Source organism: Methylobacterium gregans (genome assembly GCF_022179245.1).
Classification (GTDB): domain Bacteria; phylum Pseudomonadota; class Alphaproteobacteria; order Rhizobiales; family Beijerinckiaceae; genus Methylobacterium; species Methylobacterium gregans.
The window spans coordinates 1-19,437 of sequence record NZ_BPQM01000084.1 but is presented as its reverse complement, the minus strand read 5'-3'; the positions used below and the strand labels follow the sequence as shown (position 1 = coordinate 19,437).

Below are 19,437 nucleotides of genomic sequence, written 5' to 3'. Positions count from 1 at the left end.
TTTGCCACAGGATCGTCCCAAGCGCGGCCGTGTTGTCGCCACATCTGTCAAGCCATCTCACGGACAGGGCGCCGTCACCGGCGCGTGATCAGGGCACGTGAGTCGCAATGCAGGGCCGCACCGTCGGAACGTCGCGCAACGCCTCCTCTGTCGCCAGCAAGGCGCCCTCCCGCTTCGGTGCCGGCCCGGCCGACGCCATCACGGCCGAGACCCGGGTGGGACGCGACCACGGCAGCCGCCCGGCGCTCGCCCGCTCCCTCCTCTCCGTCACCCTGGTCGCCGGCGGCCTGAGCGCGGTGCTGATCGGCTCCGGGGCCGAACTCGGCCGGATCGGCCTCGACACCGCGGTCTCGACAGCGCACGCCGCCACCGAGATCCAGATGCCGCGCCCCCGGGTGCAGACCGTCTCGCTTGCTCCGCGCGCGGTCGAGAACCCGGCGCCCCGCGCGCCGCTGCGCGCCTCGACGGCCTTCGCGCAGGTTCACGATCTCGATACCGATCTCGGCTCGAACAGCGTCGACCGCGTTTCGTACGACTTCCTCCTGTCGGAGAGCGCGGTCGGCGACCCGAACGACGTGCTGGAATTCGGCCCGATGAAGATCCGGCGCCACCTCGTCCAGACCATCGTGAAGGCCGCCCAGGCCGTGCAGACCGATCCCGTGCTGCTGATGGCGGTGGCCGACAAGGAGTCGAGCTTCATTACCGCGGTCCAGGCCAAGACCTCCTCGGCCACCGGCCTCTACCAGTTCATCGAGCGGACCTGGCTCGGCGTGGTGCGCGATTTTGGCGCCAAGTACGGCCTGGAGAAGGACGCCGCCCTGGTGGTGGCCGACGCCAACGACCGGCCCTCCGTGCAGGACCCGGCCGAGCGCGCCCGCATCCTCGAACTGCGCCGCGATCCATACCTGTCGGCCCTGATGGCGGGCGAGATGCTGAAGCGCGACGCCGCCCGCATCGCGCTCCGCATCGGCCGCGAGCTGACGCTCGGCGAGGTCTACCTCGCCCACTTCCTCGGGCCGGACGACGCCGAGGAGTTCCTGGCCAAGGTCGTGAACACGCCGGGCGCCGCCGCCGCCGCCCTCCTTCCGGGGCCGGCGCGGGCCAACCGCACCATCTTCTTCGCCTCCGCCGCCCAGCGCGGGCGCCGGGCCAAGAAGGCCGTCAGCCTCTCGGTCGCCCAGGTGCACGAGAAGTTCGAGGCGATGATGAACACCCGCGGCGCCCGCTACCAGAACGTGCGCGCGGTCTCGGGGATCATGGCCTTCGCGGACGCCGACGCGCCCGCCACGCCGTAGAGCCCCGCGGAATCGCGGGGGCCTCGCGCAACTGACGGCCGGTTCCCGACTTCTTTCCAGAGGCCCCGACCGGGGCGGGCAGAAGCGTTCGGGAGGTATTTTGAGCACAGCGGACCGCGACGGGGCCGGCGCGCGGCGCATTCCCGCGCTGGACACGCTCTCGCCGGGCGTTCCCCTGGACCAGATCGGGCAGACCCTGGCCTCGTTCTACGACGACCTCGTGGCCGAGGGCGTGCCGGAGCACCTCGCCGCCCTCGTCCGGCGCGTGCGTCAGGCCGAGTCGGAGCCGGCCGCAGAGGCGGCGCCCGCGCCCGCCGCCGCGGAACCGAAGCGCCTCGCCCTTGTGGTCGAGGACGAGCCCCAGATCCGCGACCTCGCCGAGACCCTGCTGGAGGAGACCGAGCTCGCCGTCATCGGCTGCGACAGCGCCGAGGCGGCGCTGCGAGTGTTGCAGGAGCGCGGCGGCGACGTCGCCCTGGTCTTCGCCGACGTGCGGCTGGCCGGCGCCATGGACGGGCTGCAGCTGGCGCACGCGGTGGCGACGCTCTGGCCGCGCGCGCGGCTCGTGATCACCTCCGGGCACGGGGTGAGCCGGCCCGACCTGCCGCCCGAAGCGGTGTTCATCCAGAAACCCTGGCGCCCGCTCGACGTTCTGGTCGAGGCCGAGCGCGCGAGCGGCGAGCCGCCGCCGCCCGTGCTCTGATCCTCCGATGCCGGGGCAGGGCGCGGCTCTTGCATCGCGCCGCGTTCCTCTCCCAGCGGTGTGCCCCATGAAGATCAGGACCGGTTTCGACATCGCCTTCGATTCGGGCCAGCCAACACCGATGATCCTGATGCTCAGCGTCCACCCCTCGCGGATGCCGGACGTGCTCACCCCGCACGTGATCCGCCTCGACCCGCCGGTGCCGGTGCACGAGTACCGCGACCGGTTCGACAACATCTGCCACCGCATCGTGGCCCCGCCCGGCCGGATCGCGATGTCGGCCTCCTTCGAGGTGCAGGATACCGGGCAACCCGACGACTACGCCCCTGCGGCGCGCCAGATCCCGGTGCAGGACCTGCCGGACGACGTGCTCGTCTTCCTCCTTGGCTCGCGCTACTGCGACACTGACAAGCTCGCCCAGACCGCCTGGAACCTGTTCGGCAACACGCCGGAGGGCTGGGCCCGCGTCCAGGCGATCGTGGACTACACCCATAACCGCATCCGCTTCGACTACATGCGGGCGGACGCGACGCGCTCGGCCCATGACGGCCACACCCAGCAGGAGGGCGTCTGCCGGGACTTCGCACATCTCGCCGTCACACTCTGCCGCTGCATGAACATCCCGGCGCGCTACGCCACGGGCTATCTCGGAGATATCGGCGTGCCGAAGGACCCGGCGCCGATGGACTTCTCGGCCTGGTTCGAGGTGTTCCTCGAAGGCCCCGAGGGGCCGCGTTGGTACACGTTCGACGCGCGCCACAACCGGCCCCGCATCGGCCGCATCGTGATGGCGCGCGGGCGCGACGCCACGGACGTCGCCATCACGACGAATTTCGGATTCCAGAGCCTCGCCCGGTTCGACGTGCACACCGACGAAGTCTTCTGAGAGCCCTCGCGGACCGCCCGGAGGTCCCGCCTCGCGCGCCCGTGAACAACGCGGAACAAACCGGTGCAGGGATGCGGCGAACGTCCTGACCCGTACCGGTATTCCGCCACAGAGCAAAATCTTCGCGGCCCTGTGGAACCCTGTGCCTATGCTCACGCTTGTAATGGCAAAGGTTATTGCTCAGGCAGGTTCATCATGAAGACCTCCGCCACTGTGCTCGCCGCTCTGTTCGGCGCATCGCTTCTTGCTGCGGTTCCGGCGCACGCCGCCTCGTCCTACTACGACCCCTTCGGCGCCAGCGATGCCGAGGATTATTACGGCGGTGCCGATCAGCCCTACGGCTACCAGGGCACGCCGGGCCGCGCCTACCAGCCGGGCTACGGCCAGGGCGTCCAGGCCGCGCCGCAGGCGCAGGTCCAGCCGATCCCGCGCGAGATCGTCGCCTTCAACGCCCCCTACAAGCCGGGCACGATCGTGGTCTCGACCTCGGAGCGGCGCCTGTACTTCGTGATGCCGAACGGCGAGGCGATCCGCTACGGCGTCGGCGTCGGCCGCCCCGGCTTCACGTGGTCGGGCACCAAGACCGTCACCGCCAAGCGCGAGTGGCCGTCGTGGACGCCGCCGGCCGCGATGCTCGCCCGCCGCCCCGATCTGCCGCGCTACATGGCCGGTGGCATCGAGAACCCGCTCGGCGCCCGCGCCATGTATATCGGCTCGACCGAGTACCGCATCCACGGCTCCAACGAACCGGACACGATCGGTCAGGCCGTCTCCTCGGGCTGCATCCGCATGACCAACGAGGACGTCACCGACCTCTACGAGCGCGTGAAGGTCGGCGCCAAGGTCGTCGTGCTCAACTGAACCGGGCCATCGGCCTGTCCGAACGCCGCGTCATCCCAGGATGGCGCGGCGTTCGCGTTTTGCGGTCCGTCAGTTGGCCCGCTTCCAGGTCTGGCTCTTGCAGAACACGCTCATCACGCAGCCCGAGACCTCGACGGTGTTCGGCCCGGTCATCTTGAGCGTGCCCGAGTAGGTCTTGCCGTCCTTCGGGTTGTAGAGCGTGCCCGAGTAGCCGTCCCCGGAGGCGTTCGGGGCGTTGACGATCTGGACGCCGACGACGCTGCGGCCGCGAAGCGCCGGATCGGGGTTGTTCGCGTCGAGGCCCTTGCCCGAGACGCTGACCAGCGTGCCGCAATAACCGGCACCGCAGCGGGCGAGCCGCACCTTCGAGTCGCCCGTCTCGGTGAGCCAGATGCCGCTGGGATCGCCGGCCGCGTGGCCGGGCGCGGCGGCCAGCAAGGCGGCCAGCAGGCCGGCGGCGCGGAGCGTGGAACGGCGGCGCGGTGTCATGGAATCCTCCCGATCGCCCGGCGCGCGGCCGGACCGCGAGGCTCTTAGCCGGAGGATCCGGCCCGCGCCAAGGTCAGGGCCTGACAGGCCCCAGCACCGCACCGAGATAAGTCTCGGCCACCTCGCAGAAGGGCAGGCCGTCGGCGGTCGCGAGCACCGCCTCCACCGCGAAGAGCGGGGTGTCGCGCCCCGGCGCCGCGGCCTGGTCGAGCGCGCGCAGGCCGATGTTGCGGCGCACCGGCGCGAGCGGGCGTACCACCCGGCCGAAGGGCGCGTCGGTCTCGTCGAGGGCGCGGTTCATCTCGGGTGTGAGGCGGCCCGGGACGTACCAGTTGTCGGCCTCTGAGAGGACGTGCGGGCCGCAGGCGAGGCGCACCCGGCGGTAGCGCACGGGCTCGTCCGGGCCGACGCCGAGGCGCCCGCGCTGCTCGGCGCTCGGCGGCTTGTCGGGCGCGGGCATGCGCCGGGCGACGAGGCGCGGCTCGGGGCTGAGGCCGCGCTCGGCGCACCACGCCTCCAGCACGGCCGTCGCGCTCGGCGACGCCAGGATGCGGGCCTGGAGCGCTTCGGCGAGCCCGGCCGCCTCCGCCCGCCGCGCGGCCTCGACGGGTTCGGCCCTGGCGGGAGAGAGTGGCATGAGCACCGCGAGGCAGGCCAGGACGAGGGCCGGCAGGGTTGGGGGGAGACGCATCGGACCAAGGGCCGGATGAGACGGATTCTGGGGATCGCCGATCCGCCATAGCGGGCGGCCGCCGGATCGTCCATCGGGCATGGAGCGCGGCGGGTGCAGTGCACCAGACACCGCTACTCGGCACCTGCACCAGCAACCCGCATCAGCAACCGACGCAGATGTCGCGCACCACATGGTCACGCACCGGTCCGGTACGCTGGTCCGGCAGCCGGCCGCCCGGAGGTATGGGGGGCGCCACGTGGACCGGGCGGAACCGCTCCGCCTCGGCGGGCGCGCTGAAGGTCGCGGCGGAGGGGGGCACGTAGGGGGCGGCGCGGTAGAAAGGGCTGCCGCGGTCGAGACCGGCCGTCGCGGCCGGGGTCGGCAGGGCGACCAGCGCGCCGGCGAGCAGGGCGGCGAGGGCGAGCACGGGCATTCGGGCCTCCGCGGGACGGCATCCTCCCGGGTCAACGGCGGCGCGGACGATTCGTTACGGCCGCGCCCGGTCCACGGGCCGGCGCATCAGGCCGAGGGCGTCTTTTGCCGCGCCCGGTCGGCCGCGATCAGGCCGCCCAGGGTCGCCCCGGTCCGGTCGGCCAGCACGTCGGCTAGGGTGAAGCGGTCGAGCTCCCGGATGAAGCCGCGCTCGGCGGCGTCGAGCGCGTGCTTGATCAGGCAATGCGCGGCGAGCGGGCAGGGGCCCCGCCCGCAATCGATCAGGCAGCCGGTGCCCTCCAGCTCCGCCACGACAGCGCCGAGGCGGATCGCGGCGGGCTCGCGCGCGAGGCGCACGCCGCCGGTCCGGCCCTGCTTCGCCACGACGAAGCCCGCCCGCACCAGACCCTGGACCGCCTTGTGCAGATGGTGCGCCGAGATGCCGAAGGTCCGGGCGATGTCCGGCGTCGTGGCCCAGCCATCCGCCTTCACCGCGCCGAGATACAGCAGCAGCCGCAGCGAGAAGTCCGTGTAGAGCGACAGACGCAGGTCGGCCCCCCGGTCGAGAGCGGCCCCAGAGGCCCGAAAATCAGTTCTTCGGCCGTTCTACACCAGGCCGGCAGCATCACCCATGCGCCGCCTTATAAACCGCAACGTCGAAAACTCGCACACAAGTTACTTGTATGAGCCGCCCGCATCGCGGCCTACAAGATGGGTGCACCAGCCCGCTATCGGCTGCGCTGTCCCCCTCGCGTCCGGCACGGCCGCGGACGGTCGCCGACCGTCCTGGCGAAAGCTGCCTATCTCACGACCCCAAGATGCCGCACTTCTTCTTCGACATCCACGATCACGAGCTCTCGCACCGGGACGAGGAGGGCAGCGAGTGGCCGGATGCCGCCTCGGCCCAGGATCAGGGCAGGCGGCTGCTGGCCGACATCGCGCGCGACGAGGTCTTCCGGCACGACCCGCTTCACCTCTCGGTGAGCATCCGCGACGATCAACGCCGGGTGGTCGCGACCTGCGCCCTCTCCCTGGCGAGTACGCCGGTCGTCTGAGCGCGAATGGGCCAAGGGAGAGGCGCAAAGGAGCGGCCCAAGAGACGCGGCACGCTGCCCGCAGGATCCGGAAGAACACGGCGATGCGGGCCGCACTGTGGCTGACGTCGAGGGCTTGGGCGAAGGCCGCCTCGGCGTCGAGGCGTTCCCGCCATCAAGGTGCGGGAGGGTGATGGTGGAGCCTAACGGGATCGAACCGATGACCTCTTCCATGCCATGGAAGCGCTCTCCCAGCTGAGCTAAGGCCCCACATTCATCATCCATCCGGGTCTGGTTCCGGATGGCGCCTCGCCGATGCCGCGGGGTGTCTGCCCTCGGGCGTTGGCGAGGCCGGTTCTATAAGCGGATGCCGATCCGCGCTCAACCCCCTTTTTCGCACCGATCGATCATTTTCGGATCGGCGCCGCCCGAAGCGGCTCGGGCGGCCGGTGGGGCGGGAGGTCAGCTCTCCTCGTCGTTCTCGATGTCGCCGTCGATCAGATCGGAGACGTCGTCGCCGGAATCCTCTTCCTCCAGGAAGGTGTCGGCATCGTCGTCGCCGCCCGCATCGTCTCCGGAATCGTTGTCGCCCGAGGTATCCACGTCGTCCTCGGCGGCCTCGACCTCATCGAGGGAGACCATCTCCGGCCCCTTCTCGTCCGTCTCGTCCTCGTCGTCCGTGCTCGCGCTGCGGGACAGGGCCGGGGCGGCGACGCGGCTCGCCGTCGTCGCCTGATAGGCCGAGCCGCACTTGGGACAGACGGCCGGGTCGCGGGCGAGATCGTAGAATTTCGCGCCGCAGTTCATGCATTGGCGCTTCAAGCCGAGTTCCGGTCTGGCCACGGGCGAAAACCTCGTCAGGGGGCTGTCAGGGGAGGGGCCCCGTTAGTCGCGGCGCGGACAGCTGTCAAATGGTGCACGGGGCAGGCCGATTTCCGCACGGAGCTCAGCGGCTTCCGGGCCACGGGGGGCCGATTTCCGGGCGCGCGGCGGGCATTGCGGAGGCCGGGCGGCCGGCATCCCATGCCGACAGTCCGGTCCGGCGGTCCAGGATGACGCCGCGCCCCATCGGTGCTAACCGGCCCGTCGATCCCCTCCGGCGTTGATACCGGCGCTCACCGGCCCGCCCGCCGCCTTCGGACCCGAATCCCGTGTCGCACGATTCCGAACCCCAGCCCCTCACCGCCTCCCCCGGCGCGCCGTTGCGCGGCTCGCTCCGGCCGCCGGGTGACAAGTCGATCTCGCACCGCGCGATGATCCTCGGCCTCCTCTCCATCGGCGAGACCCGGGTCGAGGGCCTCCTGGAGGGTGACGACGTGCTGCGCACCGCCGCCGCCGCGAAGGCGCTGGGCGCGGGCGTGGAGCGGCTCGGCGAGGGCCGCTGGGTGGTGCGCGGCGTCGGCATCGGCGGGATGAGCGACCCGGCCGAGACCCTCGATTTCGGCAATGCCGGCACCGGCTCGCGCCTGATGATGGGCGTGGTCGGCGGCCAGCCGGTCACCGCGACCTTCGACGGGGACGCTTCGCTCCGCAGCCGGCCGATGCGCCGCATCCTCGACCCGCTGGTGCGGATGGGCACCGAGGTGGTCTCCGAGGCCGAGGGCGGGCGCGTGCCGCTGACCCTGCGGGGGCCCCGAGAGGCGATCCCGATCACCTACGAGACGCCCGCCGCCTCCGCCCAGATCAAGTCGGCCGTGCTGCTCGCCGGCCTCAACGCGCCCGGCACCACGACGGTGGTCGAGGCGGCCGCGACCCGCGACCACACCGAGCGGATGCTGCGCCTGTTCGGGGCCGAGGTCGCGGTCGAGTCCTACGGCGCGGGCGGCCACGGGCGGCGCATCGCGCTCACCGGCCAGCCCACCTTGCGCGGCACCGACGTGGTGGTGCCGGCCGATCCTTCCTCGGCGGCCTTCCCGCTGGTGGCGGCCCTGATCGTGCCGGGCTCCGAGGTGACGATTCAAGGCGTGATGATGAACCCGCTGCGCACGGGCCTGATCACCACGCTCCTCGAGATGGGCGCCGACATCGAGCGCCTGCGCGAGCGCGAGGAGGGCGGCGAGACCGTCGCCGACCTGCGGGTGCGCGCGAGCCGGCTGAAGGGTGTGGACGTGCCGGCCGAGCGGGCGCCCGCGATGATCGACGAGTACCCGGTGCTCGCCGTCGCCGCCGCCTTCGCCGAGGGCACCACCCGGATGAACGGCCTGCACGAGCTGCGGGTGAAGGAATCGGACCGCCTTGCGGCGGTCGCCGCCGGCCTCAAGGCGAACGGCGTCGCCCATCTGGTCGAGGGCGACGACCTCGTGGTGCACGGCGACGGCGCGGCGCCCCGGGGCGGCGGCACGGTCGCGACTCATCTCGACCACCGCATCGCCATGGCGTTCCTCGTGATGGGTTTGGCGACCGTCAAGCCCGTCACCGTCGACGACGGCGCGATGATCGCCACGAGCTTCCCGAGCTTCCTGCCGACGATGCGGGCGCTCGGCGGCGGGATCGCGGAGTAAGGCGATGCCGATGGTGATCGCGATCGACGGCCCCGCGGCCTCGGGCAAGGGCACGCTCGCCAAGCGGCTGGCCGACCATTACGGCCTGCCCCACCTCGACACGGGGCTGCTCTACCGGGCGGTCGCGCTGACCCTGATCGACGCGGGCGCCGCCCTCGACGACGAGGCCGCCGCGTCCCGGGCGGCGGCCAGCCTGATCGCCGACCGCCTCGCCGACCCGCGCCTGCGCGAGCGCGCGATGGGCGAGGCGGCCTCGCGCATCTCCGGCATCCCGGCGGTGCGCGCGGCGCTGCTCGCCTGGCAGCAGCGCTTCGCCGGCACCCCCGACGGCGCCGTGCTCGACGGGCGCGACATCGGCACGGTGATCTGCCCGGACGCGCGGGTGAAGCTCTTCATCACGGCGAGCGCGGAGGAGCGCGCGCGGCGGCGCCACCGCGAGCTGACGGGCCGCGGCGAGGCGGTCTCCCTCGCGGCGATCCTCGCCGACATCCAGGCCCGCGACGCCCGCGACGCCTCGCGCAGCGCTGCCCCGCTCAAGGCCGCGGCCGACGCGGTGGTGCTCGACACGACCGAGCTCGACGCCGACGAGGCCTTCGCCGCGGCCCGCGCCGTGGTGGATCGCGCCCGCACCCAGTGACGCCTGGAGGCTCCCTCCCGCGCCGCCCTCTGCCGCACGGCGGCGGAGGGGCAGCGTGAGCGAGCCCGCCGCGCCTGCGTGCCCCGAGCGCCGGGCCTCTTTCCCGCTCCTCGTCGCCGTGACCATGACGGGCACGCTGGCGCTGCACATCTTCGTGCCGGCGCTGGCGGACGCGGCCGCGGATCTCGGCACCACGCCGGCCGCGGCGCAGCTCACCATCACGCTCTTCCTCGTGGGGCTGGCGGGCGGGCAGCTCGTCTACGGGCCGCTCTCGGACCGCTACGGGCGCCGCCCGGTGCTGATCGCGGGGCTCGGCCTCTATCTCGCCGGCCTGCTCCTCGCGCTTCTCGCCCCGAACATCACCGTCCTGGTGATCGCCCGCGTGCTGCAGTCGCTCGGCGCCTGCAGCACGCTGGTGATCGGCCGTGCCATGGTGCGGGACGTCTCGGCGAGCACCGACGCGGCGCGCCGGATGGCCTTGCTCACCATGGCGATGACGCTGACCCCCGCGCTCGCCCCGGCCCTCGGCGGCCTCGTCGATATCTGGCTCGGCTGGCGCGCCGTGTTCGGGGTGCTGGCCCTGCTGGTCGGCGTGCTGGGCGCACTGGTGGTCTTCACCTTGCCGGAGACGAACCGGCACCCGGTGGCGCTGCCGGGGCCCAGCGCGATGGCCGCGGCCTACCTGCGGCTCCTGCGCATCCCGGTCTTCCGGGCCTATCTGGTGGCGGGCGCCTGCGCGGGCACCAGCCTCTACGCCTTCCTGGCGGTGGCGCCCTTCCTGCTCGTCGACCGGCTCGGCCGCTCGTCGGGCGAGGTGGGGCTCGACTGCCTGATCGTGGTGTTCGGCATGGTGGCGGGGGCGGTAGCGGCGAACCGGCTGGCCGGCCGCGTACCGATCCGGCGCCTCGCCCGGACCGGCAACCTCGTCTGCCTCGCGGGTGCCGGCACGCTCCTGGCGATCGACCAGTCCGGCCTCCTCGGTCTGGTCAGCCTGATCCTCCCGCTCATCGTCTACGCGGTCGGCGTCGGCCTCGTGGGCCCGAACGCGGTGGCCGGGCTGATGAACGTCGACCCGCGCGCGGCGGGCGCGGCCTCCAGCCTCTACGGCTTCACCCAGATGACCTTCGGCGCCGTCTTCACCGTCGCGGTCGGGCTCTGGCATCAGAGCAGCGCGACCCCTGTCGCCGCCACGCTGCTCGGGGCCGCGACCGTCGCGGGCATCGCGTTGCGGCGCGCCTGAGGCGGCCGCCCGGACGTGCGGGAGGCCGCCTCAGGCGCCCCCCCGTTCCGGCGTCGCGATCCGTGCCCGCCTTCAGGCGGCCCGGACGGTGGCGAGGAAGCGCCCGACCTCGCCGGTGAGGTGCTCGGACTGGCGCGAGAGCTCGCCGGCCGCGCCGAGCACCTGGGCGGCGGCGGCGCCGGTATCCTCCGAGGCCCGGGCCACGCCGACGATGTTCCCGGTCACAGCGCTGGTGCCGACCGAGGCCTGGGCGACGTTGCGGACGATCTCCTGGGTCGCCGCCCCCTGCTCCTCTACCGCCGCCGCGATCGAGGTCGCCACGCCCGAGATCTCGCGGATCCGGCCCGTGATGCTGCCGATCGCCTGCACGGCCTGCTCCGTCGAGCCCTGGATCCGCCCGATCTGGGCCGAGATGTCCTCGGTGGCCCGCGCCGTCTGGGAGGCGAGCTCCTTCACCTCGCTGGCCACCACCGCGAAGCCCCGGCCCGCCTCGCCCGCGCGCGCCGCCTCGATCGTGGCGTTCAAGGCCAGCAGGTTGGTCTGGCCCGCGATCGAGGAGATCAGCGCCACCACGTCGCCGATCTTGGAGACCGCGCCGCTCAGCTCGTGCACCAGTGCGGCGGTCTCGTCGGCCTCGCCGACCGCCCGCCGGGCGAGGTCGGCCGAGCCGGCGACCTGCCGGCCGATCTCACCGACCGAGGCACCGAGTTCCTCGGCCGCCGCCGCGACCGTCCCGACATTGGCGGCCGCCTCCTCGGCGGCGGCGGCGACGCCGGTGGATTGGGCGGCGGTCTGGGTCGCGGCCGCCGTCATGGTCTGGGCGGTGGCCTGCAATTCGGTGGCGGAGGCGGAGACGGTGCCGACGATGCCGCCGACCGCGCGCTCGAAGCCGTCGGCGAGCTCGACCATGGTGCGGCGGCGCTCCTCGGCGGCGGCCGCATCCGCGATGCGCCGGATCTCGGCCTGCTCGGCGGCCTTCTGCGCCACCATCGCCTTGATGCCCTCGACGGCGCGGCCCACCGCGCCGATCTCGTCCCCGCGCCGCGCCTCCGCGATCTCCGCCTCGATCTCGCCGCGAGCCATCCGCTGCAGCACCGCGACCAGACGGCCGAGCGGCCGGCTGATGCCGAGAACGACGATGCCGACGGCGAGCGCGAGGGCCGCCACAAGGCCGGCCATGGCGGTACCGATGAGCACGGCGGTCGCGCTCGCGGCCTCGGCGGCCGCCTCCGCCTTCGCCTTCGCGAGTTCCTGAGTCAGAACGTCGATCCGCTGCTGCACCGCGTCGCGCACGGCGCTGCGTGCCGGGGTGCCCTCGACCAGCGCGATGCGGGCGGCCGCCTCGGGCTCGCCCTTCAGGGCCAGCAGGGTCGCCCGGTCGAGGACGGCGAAATAGTCGGTGACGCTCTGGCGCACCTTCTGCAGGATCGCGCGCCGCTCGGGCGTATCGGCGAGGCGGATCAGGGTGTCGACCGCCACGTAGCTGGCGGCCACCGCCTCGTCGTAACGCGCCTTGTAGCCGGTGCGCTCGGCCGGCCGGGTCTCGATAACGATGTTGCGGCTCTGGACCGTCGCCTCGGTGACGTTGATGCGGGCGCCGAGGATGTTCTCCAACCGCGCGGCCTGGATGTCGATGATGTCCCGTGTCCGCCCAGCGAGGATGTCCAGGGCGCCGCGCGCCTGCATCACGAGACCGGCCGCGACCAGCGAAACAACCAGAAGTGGAATGATCACCTTCGCGATGATCGGGACCCGGTTCAGGAAAGTCATGATTGCCATCGACAAGCAGGAGTGCCGATGACAGGGGCGTTGCGCGCCGTGAAAGCCGCGTTAACGATGCAACCAGAGCGCGAGCATGGCGACGGGAAGCAGCGCTGAGCGACCGATGTTACAGTAATCTGACGCCTTCGACCCGGCGGCGGGCACCGATGCGTCAGCCGCCCGTCATCGGCGGAAAGAAGGCGATCTCCGCGGCCCCCGCGATCGACGCCTCGGGCTTGGCATGGACTCGATCGATCGCGGCGCGCACCACCCGGGGATTCTCGAAGGCGTGGGCGTATTCCTCGCCGCGCCCCCGCAGCCAGCCGACGAGGTCGGCGAGCGTCCGGACCTCGGCCGGCGGCTCCACCACCTCCTCGGGGCGGCCAACGCGCTCGCGCACCCAGGCGAAATAGACGAGCTTCATCGGACGGGACCTCCTGCGGCGCGACCGGACCCGCTCAGCGCGGGTCGTCGATGGCGTGCTTCACGCCGGCCCTCATGTAGTCCCAGCCGGTCCAGAGCGTGAGGGCGGCGGCGATCCACAAGAGGACGAGGCCGATGCGCTCGGTGCCCGGCAGCACCGTCTCGCCGGCCGGCCCGGCGACGAGGAAGCCCAGGGCCAGCAGCTGCACCGTGGTCTTCCACTTGGCGACCCGACTCACCGGCAGGCCGACCTTCAGCTCGGCGAGATACTCGCGCAGGCCCGAGACCAGAACCTCGCGGCAGAGGATCACGATCGCGGCCCAGGTCGAGGCACCCGCGATGGTCTGGTCGGCCACCAGCATCAGCAGGCAGGCGGCCACCAGCAGCTTGTCGGCGATCGGGTCGAGCATGCGCCCGAGCGCCGAGGATTGCCCGTAGGTGCGGGCGACGTAGCCGTCGAGATAGTCGGTGATCGCGGCGGCGGCGAAGACCGCGAGCGCCGTGAACCGGGCTGTGTGCGAATCGGGCCAGAACAGCAGCCCGACCATCACCGGAACGGCGACGAGGCGTCCGTAGGTGAGGCAGTTCGCGAGCGTCCAGGCCTGCGACCGGCGTCGGGGGAGGACGGCGTTCATCGGCGCGGTGAAATCACGGCTTCCCTCGGGCGTCAACGGCTCAGTCCCCTCGCGCGCCTCAGGAGCCCGCATGGAAGAAGTCGTACACGGCGCGCGCCGTCGCGGCGTTCACGCCGGGCGTCTTGGCGAGGTCCTCCAGCGCGGCGCGCTGGATCGCCTTCACGGTACCGAAATGGTGCAGGAGCGCGCGCTTGCGAGTGGGGCCGATGCCAGCGATCTCGTCGAGCGGGTTCTTCACCATCTCGCGCTTGCGCTTGGCCCGGTGGCTGCCGATGGCGAAGCGGTGGGCCTCGTCGCGCAGGCGCTGCACGAAGTAGAGCGTCGGGTCGCGCGGCGGCAGGCGGAAGGGCGGCCGGCCGGGCACGAAGAAGGTCTCGCGGCCCGCGTCCCGGTCGCGGCCCTTGGCGACGCCGACGAGGGGCACGTCGGTGACGCCGACCTCCTCGAGCGCCGTGCGGGCCGCGTCGAGCTGCCCCTTGCCGCCGTCGATCAGCACGAGATCGGGCCAGGCCGGGAAGGCGTCGGAATCCGCCTGCGGCTCCGGCACCGGCTCCGCCACGCCGCCCTCCAGCGCCGAGACGGCGGCCTCGCGCGCGGTTCGGGGCGCCTCCTTGACCAATCGCTTGAAGCGCCGCTGCAGCACCTCGCGCATCATCCCGTAATCGTCGCCCGGGGTCAGCTCCTCCGACTTGATGTTGAAGGTGCGGTAATGCGTCTTCATGAAGCCGGTGGGGCCTGCCACGATCATGCCGCCGACCGCGTTCGTGCCCATGATGTGCGAGTTGTCGTAGACCTCGATCCGGCGCGGCGCCCGCTCCAGCCCGAAGGCCTGCCCCAGGGCGGTGAGCAGCTTGCCCTGCGAGGCGGTGTCGGCGAGGCGCCGCGCCAGCGCCTCCTTGGCGTTGCGCTGGGCGTAGTCGACGAGGTTCTTCCGCTCGCCGCGGCGCGGCCAGTGGATCTCGACCCGGTGCTCGACCCGGCTCGAGAGGGCGGCGGCGACGAGTTCCGCATCCTCGACCGCGTGGCTCGTCAGGATGGTCCGCGGCGCCGGCTTGTCGTCGTAGAACTGGCCGATGAAGGAGCCCAGTACCTCTTCCGGCGTCATGGTGCGGTCGGCCTTCGGGAAGTAGGCGCGGTTGCCCCAGTTCTGGAAGTTGCGGAAGAAGAACACCTCGATGCAGAACTGGCCGGCCTGCTCGTCGAGCGCGAAGACGTCGGCCTCCTCGACCCCTTGGGTGTTCACCCCCTGGACGCCCTGGATGGCGGACAGCGCCGCGATGCGGTCGCGAAAGCGCGCGGCGCGCTCGAACTCCATCGCGTCGGAGGCCTCCTGCATCTCGGCGCGCATGCGGTCCTTCACGGCGTTCGACTTGCCGTCGAGGAAGTGCTTGGCCGCCTCCGCCATGCCCCGGTAATCGGCCTCGCCGATCTCGCCCGTGCAGGGGCCGGAGCAGCGCTTGATCTGGAAGAGCAGGCAGGGCCGGGTGCGGTTCTCGTAGTAGCTGTCCGTGCAGGTGCGCAGCAGGAAGGCGCGCTGCAGGGCGTTGACCGTGCGGTTCACCGCCCAGACGCTGGCGAAGGGGCCGTAATAGCTGCCCTTGCGCCGCCGCGCGCCGCGGTGCTTCACGATCTGAGGGGCCGGCCCGTCGTCGGTGACGAGGATGTAGGGGAAGGACTTGTCGTCCCGCATCAGCACGTTGAAGCGGGGCTTGAGCTGCTTGATGAGGTTCGCTTCGAGGAGCAGCGCCTCGGTCTCGGTCGCGGTGGTGACGAACTCCATCGCCGCCGTCTGCGAGATCATCCGGGCGATGCGGTTCGAGTGCGCCTGGCCCCGCGCGTAGGAGCCGACCCGCGCCTTCAGGTTCTTGGCCTTTCCGACGTAGAGGACGTCGCCCTTGGCGTCGAACATCCGGTAGACGCCGGGCGAGGTCGGCAGCGTCGTCCAGAAGCGCCGGATCACCTCGGTGCCGGCCTGAACGGCGCCCGGCTCGAAATCGAAGTCGATCTCCTGGCCGTCCTCGGGCAGGAGATCGGGGGCCTCGTCGTCGCGGCCGTCCTCGGAGCCGTCGTCGAAGCGGTCGGGCGGAAGGTCTGACGGGGCGCGCCGGCTCATGCGGCTGATCTAAGCGTCCCGGATTCGCCGGGGAAGGGGCTGCGAGCCGCTCTCTTCCCCGAACCGGCGACGACTTCGGCGGCGCGCTCTAGTCGAACAGCGCGTCGATGTCCGACTGGTCGACATGGCCCGGATCCTCCTCGAGCTTCGGCCCGTTGAGAAGCGAAGACTCGTCGTCCGGATCGGCCGCATCGACCGGGCCGAGGATATCGCGAAAACTCTCCAGGCTGTTCCAGGTCTCGAGAACCCGGTCGAGATGGTCCTCGACGAATTTCATCACGCCGACGATCTTGCTGATGCGCTGGCCGGTCAGGTCCTGGAAGTTGCAGGCCTCGTAGGCGACGACGACCCGCTCGAGGATCGCGTCGACGTTCTCCTGGGCCGCCTTGCCCAGGTTGCCCGCGCGCAGCATGTTGGCGTTCTGCTCGATCTCCTCCATCACGGTGAGAAGGGTCGAGGTCGCGTTCTCGGTGGATTCCACCACCGCGTCGAGCTCGTCCGCGGCCCGGCGCATGCCCTTGCCGGTGTTCTCGGAGCGGTGCAGGGCAGCGATCTCGGACTTCGTCCGGGCGATCGCGTCCTTCATCACGTCGAGCTCGGAGCGCATGGCGAAGGCCTCGGCGAGCTCGCGCCGACACGCATCCACCGTCTCGCCGGCACTCGCCTGGGTGATGCGGCGCAGGTCCTGGATGGCGCCGAGGATCTCGTCGAGCCGCGCCGTGTCGGCGGGCGCCGCCTCAGCGACGGCCGGAGCCTGCACCGGGGCGATGCCGAAACTGTCTTCGATGCGGTAGCGCTTCTGGATCATCGCGGCGGGTCGGCCTTCTGGACGTTCTGCCAAGATTAGCGCCGAGGGGGTTTCCAGAGGGTTTCCAATTTTTCAACGCGGATCGGTGGATCCGATCTTTAAGGGAGGGTTCACGCTGAATCCGTCGCGCCGGGGGAGATCCCGGACGTGCGGCTGGATTCACCATCTTCCTTCACCGGATTCGCGGGGGCTGGCCGGATCGTCCAGGGCGAGCGGGCCGACTTCCAAGCCCGTCAGGCGCGGGGGGTGGACGATGGCGGGGCGTGTGCGGTTGGGAGTGTGCGCGGTGGTGGTCCTCGCCACGGCGGGGATCGGGCCGGCGGCGGCGCAGGCCCGCTACGCCGAGCCGGGCGCCTATGGCGGCGGCCTGATCGAGTACCTGATGACCGGCAGCGTGCCCGCGCGGAGCGCGGCCGCCTACGCGGATCCCGGCCCGCGCGCCTATCCGGCCTATCCGGGTGCGACGCGCTACGGCGCCGCGGTCCCGGGCCGGGCTTGGCAGCCAGAGCGCCACGCCGCCCTGCCGCAGGCGCCCGTCGCGGCCTCGCGGGCCGAGGCTTGGCCCTATCCAGGCGCGGCCGATCCGATGACCGGCCCTGTGCCGCAGGAGGCCATGCAGCAGGCAGCCGAACCCCGCGAGGAGCGGATCGGCCGCGGCCTCGACCCGCGCTTCCAGCGTCAGGAGGTCGCCTATCACGGGCCGCAGCGGCCGGGCACCATCGTGGTCGATACGCCCAACAAATATCTCTACCTCGTCCAGCCGGGCGGCCGGGCGCTGCGCTACGGCATCGGCGTCGGCCGGCCGGGCTTCGCCTGGGCTGGACTGAAGACGGTGAGCCGCAAGGCGGAGTGGCCGGACTGGACGCCGCCGCGGGAGATGCTGGCCCGCCGCCCCGACCTGCCCCGCCACATGGCGGGCGGCCCGGAGAACCCGCTGGGCGCGCGCGCCCTCTATCTCGGCTCGTCGCTCTACCGCATCCACGGCACCAACGAGCCGCACACGATCGGCCAGTCGGTCTCCTCGGGCTGCATCCGCATGATGAACGCAGACGTGGTCGACCTCTACGAGCGCGTGCCGGTCGGCACGCGCGTCGAGGTGATGTGATGGGGCCGGCGCCGCGCGGGTCGCGGCGCCGGCCCCTGGAGCCTCAGGCCCAGTCGCTGTCGTCGCCGCCGTCCATGTCGCCGGCGAAGTCCTCGCCGCCGCCCGCGCCGCCGTCATCGTAGCCGCCGCCGAGCGGGGCGCCGAAATCCTGCGTGTTGGCGTTGTCCGAGCCGTAGTAGTTGTTCACGACCGTCTCGCCGCCGCCGCCGAGCCCCGCCGCGGCCGCGCTGCCGAGCTGCGAGTGGCCGCCCGCGAAAGCGTTGGACAGCGCGCTGCCGAGCAGCATGCCGCCCGCCGCGCCCGCCGCCATCGGCAGGGCGGTCGCCATGAAGCCGCCGCCGCGCGCCGGCTGCTGCGGCTGGCCGCCCCAGGGACCACCCTGCGGGCCGCCCTGCTGGGGATAGCCGCCCTGCTGCGGGTAGCCCTGCGGCCCCTGCTGCGGGTAGCCGGGCTGCTGGCCGTAGCCGGGCTGGCCGCCCCAGGCGCCGCCCTGCGGGCGCGGGGGCTCCTGGCGCTGGCCGCCGCCGAAGATGCTCGACAGGAAGCCGCCGCCGGAGCTCTGCGGCTGCGCCTGCTGGCGGCGCGCCTCCTCCAGCTGCTGGTTGAGGCTCTTGATCGCCTCCTCCTGCACGTAGATCAGCTGGGCCATCGCGTAGGGCGCGTAGGGCTGCTGACGGATCCGGTCGGCGATGAAGCGCTCGGCATCCGCGTCGCGGGGCTGGCTCGCGGCCTGCTCCAGGCGCTGGAAGATGCCGTTGATGACGTCGCGTTCTTCGCTGTTCATGGGGTCGTCCTCCTCGAGTCACGACCCGCGGGCAATCACGGGCCGCGCGGACGCCAGAGCAAATGGGGAGGGCGCCAGTCCTTTGTCAGGGGCGGATGCGAAAACTTCGCCGTTCGCGACGGTAAGATTTTCGGGATTAAAGTCGAACCCAAACGAAAAAGCCCGGCACGCGGCCGGGCTTCGAAAAGCGCACGCGGGCGCCGACCGCAAGGCCGGCCGGCACCCGGAGAGCTTGGTCTTAGTACGAGCCGAACTTGTAGTTCACACCGGCGCGGACGACGGCGAACTCGGTGTCGCGACGGGCATTGGCCAGACCCGAGACCAGGAGGGTGTTCGGGCCGCCGGCGACGTAGGTCTGCCCGGCGAAGTTGGTGGCGAAGGCGCCGTTGTTACGGCTGCCCTGGTCGAGGTTCACGTAGAGACCTTCGACCTTCAGCGTCACGGCCGAGGAGCGGAAGAAGTTCAGGAACGAGTCGGTCGGGAGCGCGTACTCGACGCCGCCGCCCACGGTCCAGCCGGTCTGGAAGTCGTCGCGGCTGGAGTTGGGCAGGCCGAAGTCGCGGCCGCCGCCCGAGCCGTAGGCGAAGCCGCCGGTGGCGTAGACGAGGGTGCGGTCGAAGGCGTAGCCGAGGCGGCCGCGCACGGTGCCGAAGTAGTCGAGGCTCGACAGGCCGTTCGGGTTGTAGACGAGCGAGCCGGGAACCAGGGTGCTGCCGGCGGGCGCCGCGAAGGCGAAGCGGTTCCGGTTGCGGCCGAAATCGGCGTACTGGGCGTCGGCCTCGACACCGATGACCACGCCCGAGCCGGGGGTCAGCTGGTAGTTGTAGCCGATCTGGCCACCGCCGACGAAGCCGTCGGAGGAGCGCTCACCACCGAAGGCGAGCACGCCCGAGGTGAAGGTGTTGCCGGCGGCGAAGAGGCGGGTGCCGGGCGAGACGGCGACGACGGTGGGGGCGCGGTCATCGCCCGTGCCGAAGCCGTAGCCCGCGTTGAAACCGGCGTAGAAGCCCGTCCAGGTGAAGACCGGAACCGGCGTGAAGACCGGCGGCGGGGCGGC

General features: G+C 72.0%; 21 protein-coding genes and 1 tRNA gene. 9 read left to right on the top strand and 13 right to left on the bottom strand.

The window, feature by feature from the left end; translation table 11 throughout:
* Positions 1 to 107: 107 nt before the first annotated feature.
* From MFF54_RS17020 to MFF54_RS17005, 4 genes are all read left to right on the top strand, one after another.
* Positions 108 to 1,295, top strand: a complete 1,188-nt coding sequence (locus MFF54_RS17020) for a transglycosylase SLT domain-containing protein (protein WP_238304028.1) — start codon at positions 108 to 110, stop codon at positions 1,293 to 1,295.
* Between the two features lie 139 nt (positions 1,296 to 1,434).
* Positions 1,435 to 1,998 carry a response regulator gene (locus tag MFF54_RS17015; protein WP_238304057.1) on the top strand — a complete coding sequence of 188 codons (564 nt, stop codon included), beginning with the start codon at positions 1,435 to 1,437 and terminating at the stop codon, positions 1,996 to 1,998.
* Between the two features lie 67 nt (positions 1,999 to 2,065).
* Positions 2,066 to 2,884, top strand: coding sequence for a transglutaminase-like domain-containing protein (locus MFF54_RS17010; RefSeq protein ID WP_238304027.1), 819 nt, complete (start codon positions 2,066 to 2,068; stop codon positions 2,882 to 2,884).
* Positions 2,885 to 3,079: 195 nt separating this feature from the next.
* Positions 3,080 to 3,745 (top strand): L,D-transpeptidase, encoded by a 666-nt coding sequence (locus MFF54_RS17005; RefSeq protein ID WP_238304026.1) that lies wholly within the window; start codon positions 3,080 to 3,082, stop codon positions 3,743 to 3,745.
* 69 nt (positions 3,746 to 3,814) lie between these two features.
* On the opposite strand, the gene MFF54_RS17000 is transcribed toward MFF54_RS17005, so the two are convergent.
* The 4 genes from MFF54_RS17000 to MFF54_RS16985 form a co-directional block, all read right to left on the bottom strand.
* Positions 3,815 to 4,234 (bottom strand): DUF2147 domain-containing protein, encoded by a 420-nt coding sequence (locus MFF54_RS17000; protein ID WP_238304025.1) that lies wholly within the window; start codon positions 4,232 to 4,234, stop codon positions 3,815 to 3,817.
* Between the two features lie 73 nt (positions 4,235 to 4,307).
* Complete coding sequence (locus MFF54_RS16995; protein WP_238304056.1) at positions 4,308 to 4,871, bottom strand: GntR family transcriptional regulator; 564 nt, start codon at positions 4,869 to 4,871, stop codon at positions 4,308 to 4,310.
* Positions 4,872 to 5,067: 196 nt separating this feature from the next.
* Positions 5,068 to 5,340 carry a hypothetical protein gene (locus MFF54_RS16990; RefSeq protein ID WP_238304024.1) on the bottom strand — a complete coding sequence of 91 codons (273 nt, stop codon included), beginning with the start codon at positions 5,338 to 5,340 and terminating at the stop codon, positions 5,068 to 5,070.
* A gap of 86 nt (positions 5,341 to 5,426) precedes the next feature.
* Positions 5,427 to 5,882: an RrF2 family transcriptional regulator gene (locus tag MFF54_RS16985; RefSeq protein ID WP_283206290.1), complete on the bottom strand. Its 456-nt coding sequence runs from the start codon at positions 5,880 to 5,882 to the stop codon at positions 5,427 to 5,429.
* Positions 5,883 to 6,157: 275 nt separating this feature from the next.
* Between MFF54_RS16985 and MFF54_RS16980 the strand changes: the two genes are divergently transcribed.
* Positions 6,158 to 6,394, top strand: coding sequence for a DUF6894 family protein (locus tag MFF54_RS16980; RefSeq protein WP_238304022.1), 237 nt, complete (start codon positions 6,158 to 6,160; stop codon positions 6,392 to 6,394).
* A gap of 173 nt (positions 6,395 to 6,567) precedes the next feature.
* Here the strand turns inward: MFF54_RS16980 and MFF54_RS16975 are convergent.
* Positions 6,568 to 6,643: transfer RNA gene (locus MFF54_RS16975), tRNA-Ala, on the bottom strand.
* 192 nt (positions 6,644 to 6,835) lie between these two features.
* Positions 6,836 to 7,216 (bottom strand): TIGR02300 family protein, encoded by a 381-nt coding sequence (locus tag MFF54_RS16970; protein ID WP_238304021.1) that lies wholly within the window; start codon positions 7,214 to 7,216, stop codon positions 6,836 to 6,838.
* Between the two features lie 308 nt (positions 7,217 to 7,524).
* Here MFF54_RS16970 and aroA point away from each other — a divergent pair, with 308 nt between their 5' ends.
* The 3 genes from aroA to MFF54_RS16955 are packed head-to-tail and all read left to right on the top strand — an operon-like array spanning position 7,525 to position 10,751.
* The gene (gene aroA / locus MFF54_RS16965) at positions 7,525 to 8,874 is read left to right on the top strand and encodes a 3-phosphoshikimate 1-carboxyvinyltransferase (protein ID WP_238304020.1); all 1,350 of its coding nucleotides are present in this window, start codon (positions 7,525 to 7,527) and stop codon (positions 8,872 to 8,874) included.
* 4 nt (positions 8,875 to 8,878) lie between these two features.
* Complete coding sequence (gene cmk / locus MFF54_RS16960; RefSeq protein WP_238304019.1) at positions 8,879 to 9,511, top strand: (d)CMP kinase; 633 nt, start codon at positions 8,879 to 8,881, stop codon at positions 9,509 to 9,511.
* Positions 9,512 to 9,566: 55 nt separating this feature from the next.
* Positions 9,567 to 10,751 carry a multidrug effflux MFS transporter gene (locus tag MFF54_RS16955; protein WP_283206288.1) on the top strand — a complete coding sequence of 395 codons (1,185 nt, stop codon included), beginning with the start codon at positions 9,567 to 9,569 and terminating at the stop codon, positions 10,749 to 10,751.
* Positions 10,752 to 10,823: 72 nt separating this feature from the next.
* Here the strand turns inward: MFF54_RS16955 and MFF54_RS16950 are convergent, their stop codons facing one another.
* The 5 genes from MFF54_RS16950 to MFF54_RS16930 form a co-directional block, all read right to left on the bottom strand.
* Positions 10,824 to 12,521: a methyl-accepting chemotaxis protein gene (locus tag MFF54_RS16950; protein WP_238304018.1), complete on the bottom strand. Its 1,698-nt coding sequence runs from the start codon at positions 12,519 to 12,521 to the stop codon at positions 10,824 to 10,826.
* Between the two features lie 163 nt (positions 12,522 to 12,684).
* Positions 12,685 to 12,936, bottom strand: coding sequence for a molybdopterin converting factor subunit 1 (moaD, locus tag MFF54_RS16945; RefSeq protein ID WP_238304017.1), 252 nt, complete (start codon positions 12,934 to 12,936; stop codon positions 12,685 to 12,687).
* A gap of 34 nt (positions 12,937 to 12,970) precedes the next feature.
* Entirely contained in the window at positions 12,971 to 13,570 is a 600-nt protein-coding gene (gene pgsA / locus MFF54_RS16940; protein ID WP_238304016.1) for a CDP-diacylglycerol--glycerol-3-phosphate 3-phosphatidyltransferase, read from the bottom strand.
* Positions 13,571 to 13,628: 58 nt separating this feature from the next.
* On the bottom strand, positions 13,629 to 15,683 hold the full coding sequence (uvrC, locus tag MFF54_RS16935) for an excinuclease ABC subunit UvrC (protein ID WP_238304015.1): 2,055 nt from the start codon (positions 15,681 to 15,683) through the stop codon (positions 13,629 to 13,631).
* Between the two features lie 88 nt (positions 15,684 to 15,771).
* On the bottom strand, positions 15,772 to 16,491 hold the full coding sequence (locus tag MFF54_RS16930; protein ID WP_238304014.1) for a protein phosphatase CheZ: 720 nt from the start codon (positions 16,489 to 16,491) through the stop codon (positions 15,772 to 15,774).
* A 253-nt stretch (positions 16,492 to 16,744) separates the two neighbouring features.
* On the opposite strand from MFF54_RS16930, the gene MFF54_RS16925 reads away from it, so the two are divergent.
* Positions 16,745 to 17,596 (top strand): L,D-transpeptidase, encoded by an 852-nt coding sequence (locus tag MFF54_RS16925; RefSeq protein WP_238304013.1) that lies wholly within the window; start codon positions 16,745 to 16,747, stop codon positions 17,594 to 17,596.
* A 43-nt stretch (positions 17,597 to 17,639) separates the two neighbouring features.
* On the opposite strand, the gene MFF54_RS16920 is transcribed toward MFF54_RS16925, so the two are convergent.
* Positions 17,640 to 18,380: a DUF2076 domain-containing protein gene (locus MFF54_RS16920; protein WP_238304012.1), complete on the bottom strand. Its 741-nt coding sequence runs from the start codon at positions 18,378 to 18,380 to the stop codon at positions 17,640 to 17,642.
* A 238-nt stretch (positions 18,381 to 18,618) separates the two neighbouring features.
* Positions 18,619 to 19,437: outer membrane protein (locus tag MFF54_RS16915; RefSeq protein ID WP_238304011.1), on the bottom strand; the 819-nt coding region annotated here is incomplete at its 5' end.